At 44.6% G+C, this 19,029-nt stretch carries 17 protein-coding genes and 5 pseudogenes; 5 read left to right on the plus strand and 17 right to left on the minus strand.

Annotated features, from left to right (window positions below; genetic code table 11):
- The first annotated feature begins 392 nt into the window (after nt 1–392).
- Complete coding sequence (locus NNL21_RS17295) at nt 393–965, plus strand: PadR family transcriptional regulator (RefSeq protein WP_204818492.1); 573 nt, start codon at nt 393–395, stop codon at nt 963–965.
- A complete protein-coding gene (locus tag NNL21_RS17300; protein WP_204818493.1) occupies nt 949–1,929 on the plus strand; it encodes a BtrH N-terminal domain-containing protein in 981 nt (326 codons plus the stop codon). Before NNL21_RS17295 ends, NNL21_RS17300 begins: the two co-directional genes overlap by 17 nt.
- Nucleotides 1,930–2,241: 312 nt before the next feature.
- On the opposite strand, the gene NNL21_RS17305 is transcribed toward NNL21_RS17300, so the two are convergent.
- Both NNL21_RS17305 and NNL21_RS17310 read right to left on the minus strand, forming a co-directional pair.
- Nucleotides 2,242–3,063 carry an NmrA family NAD(P)-binding protein gene (locus NNL21_RS17305; protein WP_204818494.1) on the minus strand — a complete coding sequence of 274 codons (822 nt, stop codon included), beginning with the start codon at nt 3,061–3,063 and terminating at the stop codon, nt 2,242–2,244.
- 18 nt (nt 3,064–3,081) lie between these two features.
- A complete protein-coding gene (locus tag NNL21_RS17310) occupies nt 3,082–3,471 on the minus strand; it encodes a MerR family transcriptional regulator (protein WP_204818495.1) in 390 nt (129 codons plus the stop codon).
- A 324-nt stretch (nt 3,472–3,795) separates the two neighbouring features.
- Between NNL21_RS17310 and NNL21_RS17315 the strand changes: the two are divergent.
- A pseudogene (locus tag NNL21_RS17315) lies at nt 3,796–3,924 on the plus strand (transposase); the annotation flags it as partial.
- 184 nt (nt 3,925–4,108) lie between these two features.
- On the opposite strand, the pseudogene NNL21_RS37015 reads toward NNL21_RS17315, so the two are convergent.
- The 11 genes and pseudogenes from NNL21_RS37015 to NNL21_RS17370 form a co-directional block, all read right to left on the minus strand.
- Nucleotides 4,109–4,234 (minus strand): annotated as a pseudogene (locus NNL21_RS37015) (IS110 family transposase); the annotation flags it as partial.
- A 346-nt stretch (nt 4,235–4,580) separates the two neighbouring features.
- Complete coding sequence (locus NNL21_RS17325; protein ID WP_204818496.1) at nt 4,581–4,958, minus strand: hypothetical protein; 378 nt, start codon at nt 4,956–4,958, stop codon at nt 4,581–4,583.
- Between the two features lie 450 nt (nt 4,959–5,408).
- The gene (locus NNL21_RS17330) at nt 5,409–5,870 is read right to left on the minus strand and encodes a DUF2269 family protein (protein ID WP_204818497.1); all 462 of its coding nucleotides are present in this window, start codon (nt 5,868–5,870) and stop codon (nt 5,409–5,411) included.
- A 15-nt stretch (nt 5,871–5,885) separates the two neighbouring features.
- Entirely contained in the window at nt 5,886–6,614 is a 729-nt protein-coding gene (locus NNL21_RS17335) for an NAD(P)-dependent oxidoreductase (RefSeq protein WP_204818498.1), read from the minus strand.
- Between the two features lie 267 nt (nt 6,615–6,881).
- A complete protein-coding gene (locus NNL21_RS17340; RefSeq protein ID WP_204818499.1) occupies nt 6,882–7,214 on the minus strand; it encodes a winged helix-turn-helix transcriptional regulator in 333 nt (110 codons plus the stop codon).
- 504 nt (nt 7,215–7,718) lie between these two features.
- The gene (locus NNL21_RS17345; protein ID WP_204818500.1) at nt 7,719–9,995 is read right to left on the minus strand and encodes an ATP-binding cassette domain-containing protein; all 2,277 of its coding nucleotides are present in this window, start codon (nt 9,993–9,995) and stop codon (nt 7,719–7,721) included.
- Between the two features lie 285 nt (nt 9,996–10,280).
- Nucleotides 10,281–10,835: a dihydrofolate reductase family protein gene (locus tag NNL21_RS17350; RefSeq protein WP_204818501.1), complete on the minus strand. Its 555-nt coding sequence runs from the start codon at nt 10,833–10,835 to the stop codon at nt 10,281–10,283.
- A gap of 308 nt (nt 10,836–11,143) precedes the next feature.
- Entirely contained in the window at nt 11,144–11,353 is a 210-nt protein-coding gene (locus tag NNL21_RS17355; RefSeq protein ID WP_309145331.1) for an SDR family NAD(P)-dependent oxidoreductase, read from the minus strand.
- Nucleotides 11,354–11,396: 43 nt separating this feature from the next.
- Nucleotides 11,397–11,615, minus strand: a pseudogene (locus NNL21_RS17360) (SDR family NAD(P)-dependent oxidoreductase); the annotation flags it as partial.
- Complete coding sequence (locus NNL21_RS17365) at nt 11,605–12,783, minus strand: MFS transporter (RefSeq protein WP_204818502.1); 1,179 nt, start codon at nt 12,781–12,783, stop codon at nt 11,605–11,607. The gene NNL21_RS17365 and the pseudogene NNL21_RS17360, both read right to left, overlap by 11 nt.
- Complete coding sequence (locus NNL21_RS17370) at nt 12,773–13,612, minus strand: SDR family NAD(P)-dependent oxidoreductase (RefSeq protein ID WP_204818503.1); 840 nt, start codon at nt 13,610–13,612, stop codon at nt 12,773–12,775. The genes NNL21_RS17365 and NNL21_RS17370 overlap by 11 nt, the downstream gene beginning before the upstream one ends.
- Nucleotides 13,613–13,777: 165 nt before the next feature.
- Here NNL21_RS17370 and NNL21_RS17375 point away from each other — a divergent pair, with 165 nt between their 5' ends.
- Nucleotides 13,778–14,692, plus strand: coding sequence for a LysR family transcriptional regulator (locus NNL21_RS17375; protein ID WP_204818504.1), 915 nt, complete (start codon nt 13,778–13,780; stop codon nt 14,690–14,692).
- A gap of 206 nt (nt 14,693–14,898) precedes the next feature.
- Here the strand turns inward: NNL21_RS17375 and NNL21_RS17380 are convergent, their stop codons facing one another.
- Both NNL21_RS17380 and NNL21_RS17385 read right to left on the minus strand, forming a co-directional pair.
- On the minus strand, nt 14,899–15,975 hold the full coding sequence (locus NNL21_RS17380) for a protein kinase (protein WP_204818505.1): 1,077 nt from the start codon (nt 15,973–15,975) through the stop codon (nt 14,899–14,901).
- Between the two features lie 171 nt (nt 15,976–16,146).
- Nucleotides 16,147–16,347, minus strand: a pseudogene (locus NNL21_RS17385) (hypothetical protein); the annotation flags it as partial.
- Nucleotides 16,348–16,879: 532 nt separating this feature from the next.
- Here NNL21_RS17385 and NNL21_RS17390 point away from each other — a divergent pair.
- A pseudogene (locus NNL21_RS17390) lies at nt 16,880–17,281 on the plus strand (IS110 family transposase); the annotation flags it as partial.
- Nucleotides 17,282–17,693: 412 nt separating this feature from the next.
- Here the strand turns inward: NNL21_RS17390 and NNL21_RS17395 are convergent.
- Both NNL21_RS17395 and NNL21_RS17400 read right to left on the minus strand, forming a co-directional pair.
- Nucleotides 17,694–18,296: an N-acetyl-gamma-glutamyl-phosphate reductase gene (locus NNL21_RS17395; RefSeq protein ID WP_256555296.1), complete on the minus strand. Its 603-nt coding sequence runs from the start codon at nt 18,294–18,296 to the stop codon at nt 17,694–17,696.
- Nucleotides 18,251–18,640: a hypothetical protein gene (locus NNL21_RS17400; RefSeq protein ID WP_256555297.1), complete on the minus strand. Its 390-nt coding sequence runs from the start codon at nt 18,638–18,640 to the stop codon at nt 18,251–18,253. Before NNL21_RS17400 ends, NNL21_RS17395 begins: the two co-directional genes overlap by 46 nt.
- Nucleotides 18,641–19,029 lie beyond the last annotated feature (389 nt).

The following is a 19,029-nucleotide window of genomic DNA, read 5'->3' on the forward strand; positions in this document are numbered from 1 at the left end:
CATGGACAAGAAAATAAAGTCCTAGACTGCCACTGTCTTATTGAACTCCCGTTAGCTTAACTGACTTCCCGCATACAGGAGTTTGCGCTCAGTCAATTATCCCCCTGAGGAATTCAAGTGAACGTTGCAACTGCAACGCCGTCGAGTCAGCGTCATACGACGGCAAACTGCTTTCCGCGGAGTAGTATTGATCACCTGGGTACAAAAAAGATCGGCATGATCGGTCGATGCCGCGAGCTCAAGTGCCGCCTCATGAACGTACATTCGGAAGTTCGTCAGTTCCTGATTTGTACATTCTCAAGCTGTAGTTTACTAGCAGATTCGGTTATTGAATTTTTATTACACACGTGCTATATTCCACATGTGAAATACTTAATATAAGGAGTCTCTCTATGCATACATTATCGAATGTCGAATTCATGCTCCTGCAAATGATCGCGGAACATCGTCAAGCTTCCGGATACGATATTATAAAGTTAGTCGAGCAGCGAGGTTATAAAGAATGGGCGAATATCGGTACAACTTCGATATATGCAGGATTGAAGAAACTTAGCGATAAAGGATGGATCTCACCTGAGACATCCGACGAGAAATCCGGCAAGGGGCCAACGCCGACCCGGTTTGCCCTCACCGAAGTGGGTATACGTAAGCTGAGAAATGAAATTCTTAATAGTCTGTCGTCTACACGGGAACGTGACATCCGCTTCGATCTCGGTTTGGCCGCTTTGCCCCATATCGGGAAGGAAGAGGCCGTCATTGCTTTACGGAAACGACTGGATTTTCTTGGACAAGCTTCGATAAAAATAAGACAGAGGTACGAATCACAAGGCGGAGCTAGCTTGCCGCTGAACGTAAGGGCGTTGTTCTTGCATCCATTCAGCTTAATCGAGACCGAGCAAGCATTCGTTAGCCGTTTAATACATGAATTATTGGAGGAGACAAGTAGACATGATCAGATTTATTGAAGGTTTCATTCCTTATCAAGGCGAACATTGCGAAACAACCGCCATAGGCAATTTAATGCAATATGCGGGCGTCCGCTTGTCTGAGCCGATGTTGTTTGGACTCGGGCAAGGGCTTGGTTTCATATACTGGGATTCGAAGGGAATGGACTTCCCCTTCATTGGAGGAAGGGTAAAACCGGATAAACTGACTGCTTATCTCGCCGAACGACTCGGCTTGAATGTCAGATATCAAGAAACCTCATCCGTCAATAAGGCATGGCAGAACGTCCGAAGCAGCATCGAACACGGCATTCCAATTGGGCTTAAATTAGATGCCTATTACTTGGATTATTTTAAGAACAAAGTGCACTTCGCCGGTCACTATGCGGTACTTTACGGTATAGATGACGAATACGCCTACATGGCGGACACCAGACAACAGGGTGGATTTGTGAAGACGCGTTTGACAAGCTTGGCCGCTGCCAGAAATGCAAAGGGACCCATGAGCTCCCGGAATCGTTCCTTTACGATTGAGCCAAACGACGCATTGCCTCCGCTTGTTCCTGCTATACGCGAATCCTTGACCATGAATGCGCATGACTATCTCAACCCGCCCATTCGGAATATTGGCAATAAAGGCATTATTAAAATGAGCAATGAAATCTTGAAGTGGCCTTCTCGCAGCAACAATTTCGAACATGATTTATGTCTTACCGCGACACTAATGGAGCGGGCGGGAACTGGCGGCGCTTTATTTCGGAATCTGTATAGGGATTATTTGAGAGAATGCGCTGATCGGCTGGAGGACCCGAGGATCGAACAAGCCCACCGTATGTTTACAGAGATCGCTCCAATGTGGGTCAGCGTCTCTGCTTCAATCGACCATGCAGGAAGAACAGGTGAGCACCAAGAGCTCATGCAGGCGTCTAAGCTGTTGCTCGAGATTGCGGATAAAGAACGCGCAGCCATGGAGCTATTGTTGTGAAAGCCTTACACTTACATTGAACGGAATCATTCCATTCGGCACGCATGCTTTAACCCAGTGTCAGCTTAAGCACCAGCACCTCACGATGGTGCTTTTTTTCTTACCATACTTGGGGTCAACGAGCGTAATCTGCCCAATTTTAACGAGGCCACAGAATATTCCGGCAGCCTCGTTCTTGTTGATATATGGAACTATCGTGTCCCAATTAGCTTAATAAAACAAGGAACAGCTGCCGCGGCAAACTGCTCCTTGTTTCGTTCAACTATAGTTCTCCGTTAGCTGAACGATCACCCTTCATACAAAAAGTGAGATCTATTCAAAGTGATGCACGTTTTCAGACACCCACTGGACAAAGGTGCGTGCTTGACGGCCAGTGACCTGCTCGACAGTCGGAACCACAGTATAAGCAGATTTTGGAGGATTGGCATGCCATCCTATTACAAAATCGATAACATCCTCTTGAGCCCCCCTTTTCCTCATACGTTCACGCGCTTGCTCTTCGGTGAGCTCAACGAAATGGATATCCCTCCCGATCGCTGCACTAATCGTGTGAACCTTCTCGGGAATGGTAAGCACTTCTGGGCCGGTCAGCGTATAAATTTTACCTGCGTGGCCGGAGTTGATTAGCGCTGTTGCAGCCACACTGCCAATATCAGCGGGGTGTATCATAGCATCCAAAGAGTCACCAAATGGCTCACTCACAAGACCTTCCATGCGGATGGACTCAGCCCACAATAATGCATTGGACATAAACTCGGGGGTAGGCTGGAGAAAGCTCCACTCAAGGCTACTGGATTCCACTGCCTTCTCCACCGGTCCGTTCACACCACTCCACAATACCGTAACTCGCCTTACACCAGCCTTCATAGCCAGTTTAACAATCTCAGGTCCAGTCTGCAGCGGTCCGTATCCTTCACTGTTGAAAGTGATCAAATGCATCCCTGAAACTCCGTTTAATGCCGGTACAAGAGATTCTGGTACCGTAAGGTCGCCATACACTACCTCAACTCCTTCCGGAAAGTTTGCATTTTCCGGATTGCGCGTCATCGCACGCACACGTTGGCCGGCCAGGACTAGCTGATCGACTACATGACGACCAACATTACCGGCTGCTCCTGTTACTAAAATGGTCATTGTTCATCCTCCTCAGTCTTAAACCCATTTATCCCGGTTTTCTCTCATTAAGTTAATTTGCTTTTCCAATCTTATTTGAGCTTCTTCTAATGCCAGCCTTTGTCTGATTATTTCATTCCGCTTAGTTTCATATATTTGCAACAGTTCTTCGCAATACTCGTCTTTTTTGTCATGTAGTCCATTCTCGGAATTTTCGAAGTGCTTACAATATAGAATATCCTTGATCTGATCCGTTGTTAAACCTAAACCAAGATACAATTGAATCGTGTTTATCAGTTCAACAATAGAATCATCAAACTCACGATAATTATTGTCATGACGAGGAACCGTGAGTAATCCTTTCTGCTCGTAATACCGGACGGATCTGGCACTGATCCCGGTTAGTTTAGCGATTTTACTTATCTTCAAATCACGAACCCCCTTCTTTGCAATGATTAGTTCCATCATAAAGTATGACACTAGCGTTAAAGTCAAGTCTTTTTCTTCAGATATGGGAGAAGGTTTTGTTGCGCCCTTTTACTTAATAGCAAGACCAGCGCGCCGGCCGCGGATAACGCTATATATTCTTGTACTCTAGCAGGTAATCACCGCCCGAAAAAAACTGGTCAACAATAAACGGCACAGTGGCGTATTGATTTCAGTTTTACTCAAGAATGCAAAAATGCTGCTCATGGAGAGTTTCTCCATCGAAAGCAGCATCTTAGATTAGATATCGTTGATCCAATCGATACCGGCATTGGCACCAAAATTGCTTTAACAATTCTGGCTGAAGTCGGAGAAATCGATCGATTTGATCATGCAAAGAAGCTCGTTTTGTACTTGCTGGTGTTGATCCAAGCTTCCGGCAAGTTTACAGCAACACCGAGAACCTGTCACATATGAAACGAAGGAATGGGCTGGATTCTTGTGGTTTGGAAATTAGCTCGTGAAACGGACAGCTTCATTTCGCCTTATGTCCCAGTAGTTGAGGCTGAATACAATTCAGATAGAAATGATTAACATTAGATTATTGATTACGCTATTCTTGCTAATAGCTTGTCAATACTTCAGCACGCTTCTTATCGTAAAAGGCTCTGAGTTTTTGGTTACGCGAGCTGCGCAGACCGCATTTTACGGCCAAATATAAAGTTGTTCGTAGCCTTCGTGAACCGCGTTTGGTGATCATGTTTCGAAGTGGTACTCCCACGATAAGCGCGTCAAGAACCAGTGCACCGAACCGAATCCAGAAACCGGCGGGGTCATTTGTGTTCAAATTAGTATCCCCTCTCCATTCGATACAACCTTGTTCGCTATTTTCTCAGTTGCCTAAAAACCAGGGCTACCCCACCGATACCATATCGGATGCGTCTCGCCCTTTATTCCCCAGCATTATTTACATATAAGAATACGCCTTCAATATTACTAACATATTCCACACCCCTCTGAACTATCCTGCTAAAATCAAAGAGCAGCTGCCGCAAACTGCTCCTTATTCGTTCAACTATTGTTCTCCGTTAACTGAACATCCAACAAGTTATCTAACCATTCATCGCAGTAATTAGAAAACAAATCGCTGTGAGAAAAGCTAATGGTGTCATAACAAGCTTTTCCTTTTTACTTTTGGACAAAGCATTCATAAAGGTATTCACTATTAAATAAAATGCAAAAAAGTAACATACTCCCTTTGCACTGGTTTCTAAAGCATCTATCGAGATTACATTCCCTGCTTGTAGTATAAACATGATTGCAACTAACTGAATTAATACCGAAATGGCACATGCAACTCTCATTTGTTTTGGCATTACTTTATACTTACCGCCCATTGCAAATTCTCCGTAAGGTAAACCCATAGCTAACAATATGGACAAAATAGCAAGTGCCAAAAAAATTACACTTCCGATCCATGCAATAATCACTTTCTCACCCCAATTTTACTTATTGTTTATTTCCAAATGTTTTGGTATTTATATATTTATTCAAGCATCCTCCCGTTAGCACAATGATTCTCTATAATCGAAGCTTGATCTATACTTCTCCCCCAAATATCTCAGTTTCATAATCGAATAGAACAATACCATCCTGATTATCCCTATCAAATAGATTTCGCAGTTCCGTCATCATCGGATTGTAATTCGGATGCCCGGGTACAGGGCAGTAGGAAGATGATAGCAACCGGCCTCTCAAGCCCTGGCGTTGATGCAGAAGTTTATATACGGAACAAAAGGCTGCCACGCGGCAGCCCTTTGGTTATTGAACATCATTCCTCATTAGTGGAACAAAGGGCTGCGCACGGCCACCTTTTCGATATTGACTCTTCCCTTCCTGGGGCTACCCAGGGGCCGATTGTTAAAGGGTTGACGGCTTCTTTAGAATGGTTTAAGGATCATAAGTACGGTTATGGCAATCATAAGCAGCTGTGACGCCGTCTCGATTGGTACGATCTTTTTCATCAATCGACCGAGCTCGGAGGGTACTTCATCCCCTTTGCTTTGACTTATAGATACAATTTCCATGATCTTTTTCATGTGCGGCCCGATTAATCCCTCGATCGTAGCGACCATGAGCAACGATAAAAGGATCGATATATTTAGCCATATTTGGGACAACCCCATCTTCGTTATGATCATAAGCCAAACCCCGGTAATAATAAGTATGGCTCCGCCAATTTTAGGCAGGATGGCAAGCTTGTTCGTTACATCAAAAGCAAAACGCAACTGGCCGACGGTTCTAGCGGACCTTCGAATGACGGGTGCCACTAAAGCGGGACCGATTACCGCGATAGAAGCCAATATGTGCAAAACGAGGATCCATCCAAACAAACTCACCATCTCCCTTTTTGCTCCTTAGCACACCGGAATCTCCCTTTGATAGGCGAGTCCGACCCTTTTCCTCTTAAAAGGCCCTCCGAGCTCGATATGGTCCAGCATGCATTTCACGACATCATCATAAGCAACATCCAGCTCTTGAAGCCGACTGAACAAGTAACCCGCTATATCGGCCTCGGATAATTCCTTGATAGTCTTCGGAATTGATATGGGCAAGGTTTCCGTTGTTACATGCAGATGAACCGACGCCGGATGTTCTATCGAATCAATCATAGTTCCCGGACACATAATTGACCAATCAAGCCCAGACTGCAGCAGTCGTTCAAAATTCCGGTTGTGATTTTTATACGCAGGCGGGAATCCGGGCAGATTGTTGCCAATGAGATCAGTGTATGGAATATCCAGCAGGCCGGCACCTCCCATAACCCATACCCTCCCGGAAAAACTAGGGTGGATTTCACATTGGCTTATAATGTTATCAACGAGACGAACGAACTCATCTCCTTGACCTGCATGGCCGGCTGCAATAATAGCGGCGTCTTGATGCGAGAGCGCCTCGCCGACGCTTACTGGGTTTATGATATCGTCCACGATCACCTTCACATGTTTGGTGGAATGCTCTCCTTGCTGTCCATAAAACTTCTCGGAGTCTCGCACGAATGCGGTCATTTCATGTCCCATTTTACACCCTTGCTCCAGCGCTCTTCTCCCCGTATTTCCCGTTGCTCCGAAAACAATAATTTTCATCGTTTTTTCCTCCATTTATAATTGACTCCCGATATTTCATCTCTGGATTGACTCAAGCTTAGCATCGTTTAAAAATCTTAATAAGAACCCACTTTAATGTAGGGTCCTTACTTAAAAGTAAGCATTAAGCAGAAAGGGTTATCCATGTTGGTCCACGACGAAAATCTTAAAGGAAGTTTGACTGTAAATAGCAAAAGCTGCCAGGAAAAACCCTTGGCAGCTTTTGTTATGAGTGCTTGAATTAGTTGCAAATGAATTGAACCAGCTTTAAGAAGCAGATTCTTCATATTTCCGCTTATTATGGTTTTCTCCCCAAGCACACATGACTTCTGCTACAGGAATCAATGTTTTACCATATTCACTAAGGGAATATTCTACTTTTGGAGGGACGGTGGGGTAGACCCTTCTATCGATTATGCCCTCTCGTTCCAAGTCCCGTAGATGTTGTGAAAGCATTTTTTGAGAAACATCAGGTATAAGCTTTTCCAGATCGTTGAATCGCTTATTGGATTGTATCAAATGCCATAAAATCATTGGTTTCCATTTGCCGCCTAGAACATGAATGATTGTCTCCACTGGACATTCAAGCTGATGAATCATTGATAAATCATCCCCTTACCTTTAAGTAAGTTACCCTAAAGAATACACTTAACAAAATTTTAAAGAATGTTTGCAATCCGGTCAACCAAATAATATTTGGCGCCAGATCTTCGCTTAGATGTGGGATCGCCAAGTAAAGAACACTCATGTCCAGAGCCAGCAGCAATGTAGGCAACGCCAATACTGCCGGTCCGCCCCACTCTCTAATGCCTGCTTTCTGTATGTAAATGAAAAGAGCGTTTCATGAATCTTGATATTGAAAAATGACCCCTAGAATTCATTGAAATTTCCAATGATGATTGAAGCTCTTCATTTTACCGAATAATTAATTCTTGTTCTTGTTATTAACTATTACCGGTATCCGATATCAGTTGCCGGTTTGACTGCAATCGACAAATACCGCTCAAGTCTACGCAGATTAAAATCGTTATTGAGTGTCATACAGATGAATACAGTTAAAGTCGGTATCGATGTTTCGGAATAGGGTACGTTGCAATGTACCCGTTAGGAAGACGCTCCCTGGCCGGTTTCTGCCTTGCGCAAATACGCCCCCGTTATCGAATGCCCGGCAGCGGCAAGCTGGACAGGAGTGCCTTCGAATACAATTCGGCCACCCCTTTGGCCGCCCTCGGGACCCATGTCAATGATCCAGTCCGCGCTCTTGATCACATCTAGGTTGTGTTCGATGACCACCACCGTGTTGCCCCCGTCGACCAAGCGGTTCATAATGTCCATCAGACGAGAGATATCGGACATATGCAGTCCGGTTGTCGGCTCGTCCATGACATAGAGACTGCCTTCCTTGTGAAGCTCCCCCGCCAGCTTGATGCGTTGGCATTCTCCACCCGACAAGGTGCTCAGAGGCTGGCCCAGCGTTACGTATCCGAGTCCCACATCCTCAAGCGTCCGCATTTGACGGAGCAGTTCCTTCCCGCTGAAGAACGCCGAAGCTTCCCGTACCGTCATGGCGAGGACGTCGCTGATGGATTTTCCGTTCAGTTTATACTGGAGCACTTCATCGCTGAACCGCTTGCCCGCGCATATTTCACATGTTGTTCTTACCGGCTCGAGAAAGGCCAAATCCGTGTAGATCATTCCAAGACCCTGACAGTTGGGACAGGCTCCCTTGGAGTTGAAGCTGAACAGGGAAGCGCTCACCTTGTTGGCTGCCGCGAACAGTCGGCGGATCTCGTCCATCATCCCCGTGTAGGTAGCCGGATTGGAGCGGATGGACGTGCCCACGGCCGTCTGATCAATGACAATCGCTTCCGGTTGCGACGGCAGAAATGCTCCGTTAATCAGCGTGCTTTTGCCTGAGCCGGCTACTCCCGTTACCACGGTCAGCACGCCGACGGGTATATCGACTGTCACATCCTTCAGATTGTGCAGGCTGGTGCAGGCTACGGTCATCCGCCCCTTGGGCGCCCTGGTTGAAGTTTTCAAGGGCAGACTTTGCTTCAAGTAACGTCCTGTCAATGTATCCGCGCGGAGCAAGCCCGCAAAGTCGCCTTCGTAGACGATCTCTCCGCCTCGGGTTCCCGCATGAGGTCCGACATCGATGATGTAATCGGCGATCTCCATGACTTCGCGGTCATGTTCGACGACAAGTACGGTATTCCCTTTGTCCCGGAGCTGGCACAGCATGCCGTTCAGACGATGGACATCCCGCGGATGCAGTCCGACGCTCGGTTCATCGAAAATGTAGATCATGTCGGTAAGACTGCTGCTCAGATGCCGGATCATCTTGATACGCTGCGACTCCCCGCCCGACAAGGTTGCCGTTTGACGGTCCAGACTCAGATACTCCAGCCCGATGGAGACCAGATGGTTCAACCGGATCAGAATCCCGCCAATCATCGGACCGGCAATGGGATCCCGAATCGCTTCAATCATGCGTATAAGCTCGCCAATCTCCATCGCTGCGCACTCCGCAATGTTGTATCCGTTAATCCGGCAGCCCAAGGCCGCTTGATTAAGCCGGCTCCCCCTGCAAAGGTTACACTCGTTATAGGATAGAAAGCGGTCAAGGGTTTCGCGTTTGGCATCTGACATCTCGCTGCTGTCCCGCTTTACATACAGGCGGGTGAGCTTGGTCAACAGACCTTCATAATCCGATTCGATATCGCCGCCTTTGGTGCGGTATACGATCTTGCTTTCTTTGCCGTGGAGGAGGGTATCCCATTCTGCCGGCGTATAGTCGGCAAGCTTCTTGTCGTTGTCGAACAAGCCGGAATGAGTATACGTATTCAAGTACCAGCTTCCCACTTTAAATACGGGGAACAGGATTGCGCCTTCATTCAGCGATCTGGACCTGTCGAGCAGCTTGTCCACATCAAACTGAACCACCTGTCCGACTCCGGAGCATTCCGGGCACATGCCGGCCGGTTCGTTAAACGAGAAAACATGCGAAGAGCCAGCAAAAGGTTTGCCGATTCTGGAGAACAGCAGCCGGAGCATCGCATAAATATCCGTGATCGTGCCGACCGTCGAACGGGAGTTGCCGCCGAGCCTTTTCTGATCGATGACAACCGCCGTAGACAAGTTCTCGATGAGATCGGTATCCGGCTGACTAAACCGGGGCAGCCGATTGCGGATGAATGCGGAAAACGTCTCGTTAAGCTGCCGCTGAGCTTCGGCGCTGATGGTGTCGAAGACCAGGGAAGATTTGCCCGAGCCCGAGACGCCGGTGAAGATCGTGATTTTTCGCTTCGGGATGCGGACATTCACGTTTTTCAGGTTATTCTCGCGTGCTCCTTCAATTACGATATCATTGACGTTCATAGACTCCACCTCGGATCTCTATTTGCTAAGCTTTCACAGTATAACTGAAGAATCATGACACCTATTGTCATGATTAGACGAATGTTCTACGTGCGGGTAAAGTTTGTTCGGCATCTGGAAGGCTAACGATGCAGCGAGACTCGCCAGAGTTAACATTGCGACAATAAAGGTTTTGACTGCACCCGATAAAGAAAAAAGCGGCGGTCGAAGACCAGAGAATAAAGTCTTAGACTTGCCGCTGTCAATATGAAACGAACGATTTTATTATTGGAATGTACAATAGGATTAGTTTCCATCAAAATGATAAATGAGTTGTACAACGCCTGAGGAGAACGTTCTTGTATGAACCATTTTTAAATTCAACCTCTGTTTTATATCCACAAACAGCGGTTTCCCTTCTCCCAAAACAACAGGGTGAACAGATAATCTAAATTCATCGACAAGCCCTAAATTGATAAAAGTTGTAATAAGACTTGCTCCACCATATAGCCAGATGTCTTTACCCGGCTTATTCTTTAATTTAGTTACTTCTTCAAGAATACGATCATTTATGAATATTGCTTTATCATCGGTCCCCTTTTGCGTCCTGGAAAACACATATTTCTTTTTACTATGAACCAATTCCCACAATTCTTTTTCGTCATCCGTATGTTCCAATTCCGGAGTAAATTGTCCCCATAAATCATAGCTTTTTCTTCCATATAAAATCGTATCAATTTGTTTTAGAAAATCATTAAAACCCAGCTCAGAGTCCATAATGCACCAATCAACTTCACCATTTTTCCCTTCAATAAAACCATCTAAAGTAACCGCTAAATCTAAAATTATTCTTCGTGTCATGATTTGTTACTCCCTTCGTTGATCTATCACCCATTATAGATCTTCAAACACGTCACCTTCTGTCATATTAAGAAAAGAGAGGATATCTTTTTAACAATGTTGTCCGTCAGAGCAATACCTTAAAAGCATTACAAGCATTTCTTCTACGCGGGTTCTCATCAATCCTTAAAAAAGTATTAAACGCATATTACTTTCAAAAACGCATTGTGGTTTATTCATTAACCTAAACTCCGTTAGCTCAACGAGGCTGCCGATCCATGCCGGCAGCCGCGACTTAGTTAATTATTTTGCAATCGTCTCGAGTTAGCTCAACACGGATCGACTGCATAAATTTTGAAATCTCCCCTGACTTCTGTTTCTGCCATTCGGGTCAGTGCATTCATTGCTAGTTTGGAGATCTTGTACGCACCTGCTCCTTCGGAAGACATGGCACTCATGGCTCCATAATCCGAAGAAATATTGATAATCCTTCCGTATCCCCGCTTTTCCATAAGTGGAATAAAGGAATACGCCTGCATTGTTAACTAATATATCCAATCGACCAACGGTCTCGGTGATGGTCATTGCAGCTTGACGGATACTCTCTTGATCTGTGACATCCATGACGACGGACGAAACATCCAATCCGGTCTCAGCAAGTTGTTGCGCTATTTCATACCCCTTCCTTTGATCCCTGCTTGTTAATATGACCTTGAACTCCATTGAAGCTAATTGTTTGACAAGTTCATACCCGAATCCCCGATTTGCACCTGTAACAAGAGCTACCTGCTTATTTTGCATTATTAAGATACCTACAATCGGCCGTTATTGAGAGTCTTGGATACATTGCTGCGATGCTAAATATAAGGAACAAGATTCCCCCAAGCACGACGTATTGTGTACTTATTCCTGATATAAAAAGTCCGCATACACTAGCACCAATTGTTGTTCCAAGGTTGGCGGATGTCAGAAATACTCCATTCGCGAATTCCGGAGCTTCTGGCGCGGCAGATACAATCCAATATTGAGTAATGTTTCCTCCTATGCCGCCCAATACTCCCCAAACCAAAATAATGAAGGCCATTGGCACGCTGAACTGACCCAGGATAAAAAGCAAGATATAAACTGCTCCCAATGCAAATGGATAAAACTTTATCGTTCTTAATGCATGATTTTTAAGCAGCTTCCCTGCGAGCATGTTGCCAACAATATTGGCCGCACCGTATAGGAATAACATCAAACTGATTGTGTTCCAAGTATAATTGGTTACGGTTTTCAGATACTCGGCAAGGTAACTGTATACTCCGAATACGGCTCCGTTCATGAAGATCACAGCGGCAATGGAAAGCCATATCGTGGATTTTCTTAATACACGCAATTGAGTGCCATAAGAGGGCTTATTCGTAACAGGCATAGATGGTACGAACAGTAGTGTCGCGATGAAGGCGACTGTATTTATGGCAGCAAAGAACAACATCGCATAAGCAAGAGAAGTTGCGGTGGCAATCATATTTGAGACCGGTACGCCAAGCACCATTCCTGCAGACACGCCAATGAATACTTTGGCTACTGCCTTCGAAGCTTCATCCTTGTTAACGGAAGCAGCTGCGACGGTAAAGGCCATTGAACAATAAACGGGATGAAAAAAAGCTGGTACAACACGTGCAATCAGTAACACGGTAAAGTCTGATGTGATGGCAGAAACGAGGTTGCCAGCAATAAAAATGCCAAGAACAAGCAGCATGACTTTCTTGCGGTTCATACCCGAAAACAATGAAGGCAAAATTGGGCCAGAGATGGCAACCGCAAGCGCAAAGAGACTCACGATCAACCCTGCGGTGGAGATGCTGACATGAAAGTGGTCCGCAATCAAAGGCAAGATTCCGATAACTCCCATCTCGGTATTTAAGATGCCGAATACACCAAAGGTCAATATATAGACAAGCAAATGATTTCGTTCAATCCTCATAAGCCATAGCCGATGAGAGATCACGGTAGACATTTATCTGAGCCTGGAGATCTACAATCTTTTGCTCTGCAATACCAATTGCGTCGGCGCCTGCGATGAAGCGTTGCGGCGGTTGCACCTCGCTTGCGATTATGAGAATTGCCTTCGCGAGCTTGATCGGATCACCGGACTGCTGCCCGTTTTGTCCATTAAAAAATGACATGTAATTAGCTCTGCGGTCCTCATAATCCTCGATCGAATGCTTGGCGTAAGTCGACGACGCCTCCGTAAGAAATTCCGTACGGAAAAAGCCTGGATTGACAATGGTCGTATGAATGTCAAAAGGTGCTACCTCAGGCGACAACGACTCCATCCAGCCCTCAAGCGCAAATTTCGATGCACTATAGGCGGAATTAAACTCGAATCCGGAAATGCCGGCACCTGAAGAAATCGAGATGATATGACCGGAACGCTGCTTGCGCATGACAGGCAACACCGCCCGGGTAACGTTCATGGGGCCAATCAAAGCCACTTGCAGCTGTTCTTCGATTTGGTCTGGGGTCAGTTCCTCGAAGAATCCCCCAAAGAATTGTGCGGCATTATTAACCAGCACATCGATAGTTCCGAACCGATCGATTGCCGCGTTGACTGCAGACTTTGCTTCGGCAGGCCGTGTAACATCCAATTGGACGATTAATGCATTCTCGGATTCACCGATCGCCTTGGCCACCACGTCTGTATTACGACCGGTAGCCACAACCTTGTCTCCAGCGTTCAAAGCAGCTCTCGCGATTATTTTGCCCATACCTCGGCCAGCTCCCGTAATAAACCAAACCTTTTTTGTATCCATGTTTTTATTCCCTCCAGTTTTTAAAAATATAATGTTTGTCATATTGCTGTTTGCATTTATTTTAGACGTGCTTTTCCCAAATAACAAATACCTATATCTTATATCCAGATATGCTTGAAAAGCATTTCTTAAACATGTATTGTAAAACAAAAAGGAGAAGTGAAGATGGAGGTTAGAGTTTTACGTTATTTTCTTACTGTTGCAAGAGAAGGGAGCATTACAGCAGCAGCTGATTTTTTACATCTTACACAGCCAACCTTGTCAAGACAATTAAAGGATCTTGAACAAGCGTTAGGAAAAAAACTTTTCATTCGTAGTAGTCACAATATCATACTTACAGATGAAGGAATGCTCTTAAGAAAGAGAGCTGAAGAAATCGTTGACATGGTGGATAAATTAGAGGCAGAGTTTAGATACATGGAAGAAACAGTTAGTGGTGATGTCTATATAGGGGGCGGGGAAACAGACGCCATGAAACAAATTGCACGGGTAGTAAAAGACTTACAATTATGTTATCCAAATATACGATATCACCTTTACAGCGGGAATGAAGATGATGTAACTGAAAGGCTTAACAAGGGACTGCTTGACTTTGGTATATTAATCCAACCAGCTGATGTATCAAAATACAATTACATAGATTTCCCCGCTAAGGACGTTTGGGGCGTTGTGATGAGAAAAGACAGTTCTCTTGCTTGCAAAGATGTCATTCATCCAGCAGATTTAATCAATGTCCCACTAATTTGCTCAAGACAGGCTTTGAAGCAGACATTTTCTAAAAATGAATTTGCGCATTGGTTTGGTGACGATTTCGATAAATTAAATGTCGTGGCTACATACAATCTGGCCTATAATGCTGCAATTATGGTTGAAGAAGGCATCGGTTATGCAATAACGCTAGATAAAATCGTAAATACATCTAGTGATAGTAACCTTTGTTTTAGACCCCTAGAGCCTAGACTAGAATCCGGGTTAAATATGGTTTGGAAAAAGCATCAGGTCTTTTCGGCTGCTGCCAAAACTTTTTTAAAACAGATTCAGGACATATTGGGCCAATTACCAGGAATCAAACTCTCCTGAATGATCTAATTATCCCGCTGGCAGCAAGCCGAGCTATTTAGTGTTTACCATCACCGAATTCCAAAGTATCCTGCCCGTTCGCAACAATAGGCCGCCGTAGCAGCCTGTTGTTTATTGTTGAGCTATAGTTTCCCATTGGTTCAATAGATCATTAATTAAGAGTAATTTTCGGGGTAGCATTATCCCCCTTTCATAGCCCTATGATCTTACGGCTCGAACCCAGTTGTTACACAAATTCGTTGAATCTCCTCGACTGGAAATGGCGTAGTTCTGCTCACAGAAACGAGGTTCATGTAGAAATCAACTATCACCATGGCTATTGGAGCGTACCTCTTGATAACCGCCGCTGCTGAATCCATTATCTCTCGAGACTTCTCACCCTCAGCATAACGGCGTATGAAGTCTATAATTTCTGATAGATTCATCACACCACCTAAAACCCTTACAATCCAGTTCACTAACTCTGTTACCACAAAACACCCATCATGAGCCTTGTTCAATTCGAGAAACTCCAATTCGCTATCGGACAGCTCAAACCGAGAAGATGTTGCAAGACCGAAGTCCGAAATATAAACACGGTATCCGTCGGTTAAAATATTCCTAAAATGAACATCGAAATGTAGTAACTCATTCGCATTCATAAATGAAACAGCAGACCGCAGGTTGGAATCCACCATGGCAAACGCTGAGGTGGCTGTATCCTCACCAATATTGACCTGTTCGATAAGCCAGTCATGAAGGTTATAGGGAACGTATTCGCAGAATAGTACAACACTGTCCATGGATTGCTCAATTGCCTCGAGACGCCCCCGTACTGCCTCTGAACCCCAAAACTCAACCATACGGGAAACATCGATTGGCGAAGATCGCTTCAGACCAGGTAACAGCCGCCAGTGATACATTAATGGGAAGCTCTCACACTGTTTCGCTATCACCCAGTTGGTGGTCATGGTATGGGCGGCTACCTCACGCCACACGCCACCACCTGATGATCCTATGCCATAGTGGAAAAACGGTGGGAGTTCGAACACGTTTCTAGTGGACATGAGGTTCTCTGCGCGTCTTTCTAGTTTCGTAATCGGTATTATCTTTACGAATATGGACGTCTCTTCAAGTTGCAACAGCGCCGTTGAACCACCGATGCCAATACCAAGAATCTTAGTATTTTCCACTCGCTCTCGAAGCCGTTCATCACTGAGCAACGATAAGGCAGTAGATATGTCGGCATAGCGGGCAAGTCGAGTTTCGTGAGACACATAAAGCTCTTTTGAGGTTGATTTCATAGGTAGATCACTATCCTTCCGCTCAAATATAGTGGCTTTACCTTTTATTTCTAAAAATCAGTGTATCCACTGCGGGGCAAAATGTATATCAAGTTATGCTTGAGTAGGTCATCCACAGGTAACGCAGCAGCCGATTCTATTAAACCGATGCTTGAATTTACTTTAACGATCCTAGAGCCCGTTGCTCCAATATCGATATATATCGCGCAGAAACTGACCGGTATGCGAATATTCAGTGTCCGCCACCTGCTCAGGCGTTCCAGCAGCGATGACATTCCCCCCACCCTTGCCGCCCTCTGGCCCCATGTCGATGATGTAATCTGCCACCTTGGTCAAGTCCAAATGATGCTCGATCACAAGAACGGTCTGCCCCGCTGTTCGAGCAGCTTCCGCCGGAGGTCCGCCGCCTATTATCGATAAGAATGCCGTCCTCCTGGATGGTCTCCTTCCCTCTACCTCCACTGGATTTGTGTCACAACCCAAAGAACCCCTGATTTCTCAAGGGTTCTAGTCGGCTTTGTGCATATTTAGGAGACATAGTATTTTGTACAATAGTCTGTATGAGGAAATATCCCTTGTTTACCAAGGTTTTTAATATATGATGTGCCACATTATATGCTTTTTCCCTGCTAAAATACTAAGTGTCAAATTAACATATAAAACAAAAAGCATTAGTTATTTTAATGAGTGATTCATTAGCTGATTCCGCGAGTTAGTTCCACAGACAACGGCAGCCGATCGTGTGGCCATGAGTTATTCACAACGACATATATTATTTCCTATTCTTCAATTTCTTCAAGACCATACCAAGTACATTCCATAATTAATCACCTACCCGTTCCTCAACCATTTGTGCATTACAATACTATCGCTCTGGAACTATGCTACTCCATTAAGCGCAGCTGTGTTAGATCGTATTCCTTTTGCGAAATCCATGCTTGCTATCAAAGGGATTAGCGCCATTTCACTCGCTGGTATTCTTGGCGAAGCTGGGGATTTAAGCGACTTTGTTCATGGCAATGCTCTGCTACGTCATGCTTGGCTCAATCTTGCAGAAGCAAGCTCGGGCAAATGGAACGGACAGATGAATATTAGTAAACGTGGACGGTCCCGCCTCCGCCGTTTCATCTTCATGATGGCCATGAGTTTGGTTGCGAACAATCCGGAATTCAAAGCGATCCATACGTACAATGTTCAGGTGAAAAAGATGAAGAAAATGAGGTCCCTTATGAAACTATGTGGAAAATTAGGGCTCGTAGCCGTGAAGCCTACAACAATCCTCGAAAAACGATGCCACTTCAGCTAGCAGCATAAGCGATATCTTACCGTTTCGTCGTACGAATTTTGGCTTATTCGCGGGATTTCAAAAGAAAGCACAGAGTACTGGATATTTTAAACCAAAGGGCACCCGTACCGTTAGCAAGACCGGCCTCCACCCCTTGGATAGGCGTAACGAAGGAATGAGAGGGCAACGACCCGTTGAGACATGGGAGTGAAAACCTCCAAGGGCGGCGTGGAGAATGCTTGCAGTATATGGAAGGATATGGGGTTTGCAACCTCCCCCTCTATTTCCTCATGCCTTCCTGTTGTCCTGGTCTTCAACTAGGTTTCTCTAACTATCTTTCCACATTTCTGGCAAGGGTGAAATCCTGCGAATAAGCGAGCATTCGTGAGAAAACTAAATCGTACTGAGGGAGTTAACGAAGAACTTATTTCTCTTACTCTAGTCCTATACCTTCATCAAATCCAAGCATGATGTTCATATTTTGAATGGCTGCCCCCGAGGCGCCTTTTCCCAAATTATCAAATCTAGAAACAAGTAATATTTCACCTTTATGACCAAAAACAAATATATCCAAAAAATTTGTATTATTGCACTGCATGAGATTAAGGAAACCGTCTTCAAGATATGCCTCAGAGTCGTATGGGATAACTCGAATAAAACGTTCATCTTTATAATACGAGGCGAGAAGTTCTTGAATATCCCTTGCCGTTACATTCTTTATAAACATTCTAGGAAATAGAGGAATAGTTACTGCATCACCCTGATAATAGTTTCCGACTATTGGAGTGAAAAGTGGTGCTGAGTTTAACCCAGAATATAGTTGCATTTCTGGAAGATGCTTGTGGTTAAGGTTAAGTGCATATTGTCTTGGTGCGAAAAGCTGCTCTTTATTTGAGTTCTGATATTCAGATATAAGTTTCTTACCTCCACCACTATATCCTGTAAGCGAATAACAAGACGTAGGGTAATCCCTCGGTATAATTCCTTCAGCTACCAAAGGGTGTATAGCCAAAAAATAAACCCTGTCGCGTGACATCCTTGGACAGATACCCTAGATGAATTTTGGATTTTATTTCTTTGATTTTTATGTAATTCTGGTAACCCGTATGTCCACTCCTGGTTGGTCCTGAACACCGTACTTGCATCAATTATTTTGGTCTTATTATTACTTATCATAGATACGGAATCCCTTGAAGCGGAATCTGGAAGGCAAAGGAATACGACATCAGCTTCATTTATTAAAGCCCTACGGGCTTCGTAATCTTTTCGCTTTTCCGAATCAATTTTGATTACTTCTATGTTAGGAATCTTAGATAAGTAATCATGTATTTTTAAACCTGTTGTGCCTTCTTGACCATCCACAAATATTTTATATTTCACTTTTACACCCCTTACCATTTAAAAATATGTATAATTATATATCGTAACGTATAAATATTCAATTGTGATTATTGAGTTATCTGCCCGTTAGTTTAGCCGCCCCCACTTTACTTCGACAAAAGGGTCAAGTTCTTGTCGTTCGTCCGCGACAAGAACTTGACCCTTTACAATCAAAAAAACCACAAGTTAGGGACTGTTGACAAATGATCCAATTTAATAGGTTTTTGAAGGGCCGTGTAGAATTAGTTTCTATGCGGTCTTTTCTAGGGAGGGCAAAGCTATGATGGGTATAGATGGAGTAAAACAAAATCAATTGATGTATATAAGCTTAGATGATCTCGTACCTCAAGACCACCTGTTGCGAGATATTCGAAAAAAAGTGGATTTCA

It is taken from the genome of Paenibacillus mendelii, assembly GCF_024498075.1.
Lineage (GTDB): Bacteria > Bacillota > Bacilli > Paenibacillales > Paenibacillaceae > Paenibacillus_Z > Paenibacillus_Z mendelii.

Bases quoted from the DNA above. Each gene is read 5' to 3' on its own strand.
- NNL21_RS17295 (WP_204818492.1), top strand. From the start codon at position 393: ATGCATACATTATCGAATGTCGAATTCATGCTCCTGCAAATGATCGCG.
- NNL21_RS17365 (WP_204818502.1), bottom strand. From the start codon at position 12,783: ATGAGGATTGAACGAAATCATTTGCTTGTCTATATATTGACCTTTGGT.
- NNL21_RS17395 (WP_256555296.1), bottom strand. From the start codon at position 18,296: ATGTCACGCGACAGGGTTTATTTTTTGGCTATACACCCTTTGGTAGCT.
- NNL21_RS17330 (WP_204818497.1), bottom strand. From the start codon at position 5,870: ATGGTGAGTTTGTTTGGATGGATCCTCGTTTTGCACATATTGGCTTCT.
- NNL21_RS17370 (WP_204818503.1), bottom strand. From the start codon at position 13,612: ATGGATACAAAAAAGGTTTGGTTTATTACGGGAGCTGGCCGAGGTATG.
- NNL21_RS17380 (WP_204818505.1), bottom strand. From the start codon at position 15,975: ATGAAATCAACCTCAAAAGAGCTTTATGTGTCTCACGAAACTCGACTT.
- NNL21_RS17375 (WP_204818504.1), top strand. From the start codon at position 13,778: ATGGAGGTTAGAGTTTTACGTTATTTTCTTACTGTTGCAAGAGAAGGG.
- NNL21_RS17300 (WP_204818493.1), top strand. From the start codon at position 949: ATGATCAGATTTATTGAAGGTTTCATTCCTTATCAAGGCGAACATTGC.
- NNL21_RS17345 (WP_204818500.1), bottom strand. From the start codon at position 9,995: ATGAACGTCAATGATATCGTAATTGAAGGAGCACGCGAGAATAACCTG.
- NNL21_RS17340 (WP_204818499.1), bottom strand. From the start codon at position 7,214: ATGATTCATCAGCTTGAATGTCCAGTGGAGACAATCATTCATGTTCTA.
- NNL21_RS17335 (WP_204818498.1), bottom strand. From the start codon at position 6,614: ATGAAAATTATTGTTTTCGGAGCAACGGGAAATACGGGGAGAAGAGCG.
- NNL21_RS17350 (WP_204818501.1), bottom strand. From the start codon at position 10,835: ATGACACGAAGAATAATTTTAGATTTAGCGGTTACTTTAGATGGTTTT.
- NNL21_RS17355 (WP_309145331.1), bottom strand. From the start codon at position 11,353: ATGCAGGCGTATTCCTTTATTCCACTTATGGAAAAGCGGGGATACGGA.
- NNL21_RS17305 (WP_204818494.1), bottom strand. From the start codon at position 3,063: ATGACCATTTTAGTAACAGGAGCAGCCGGTAATGTTGGTCGTCATGTA.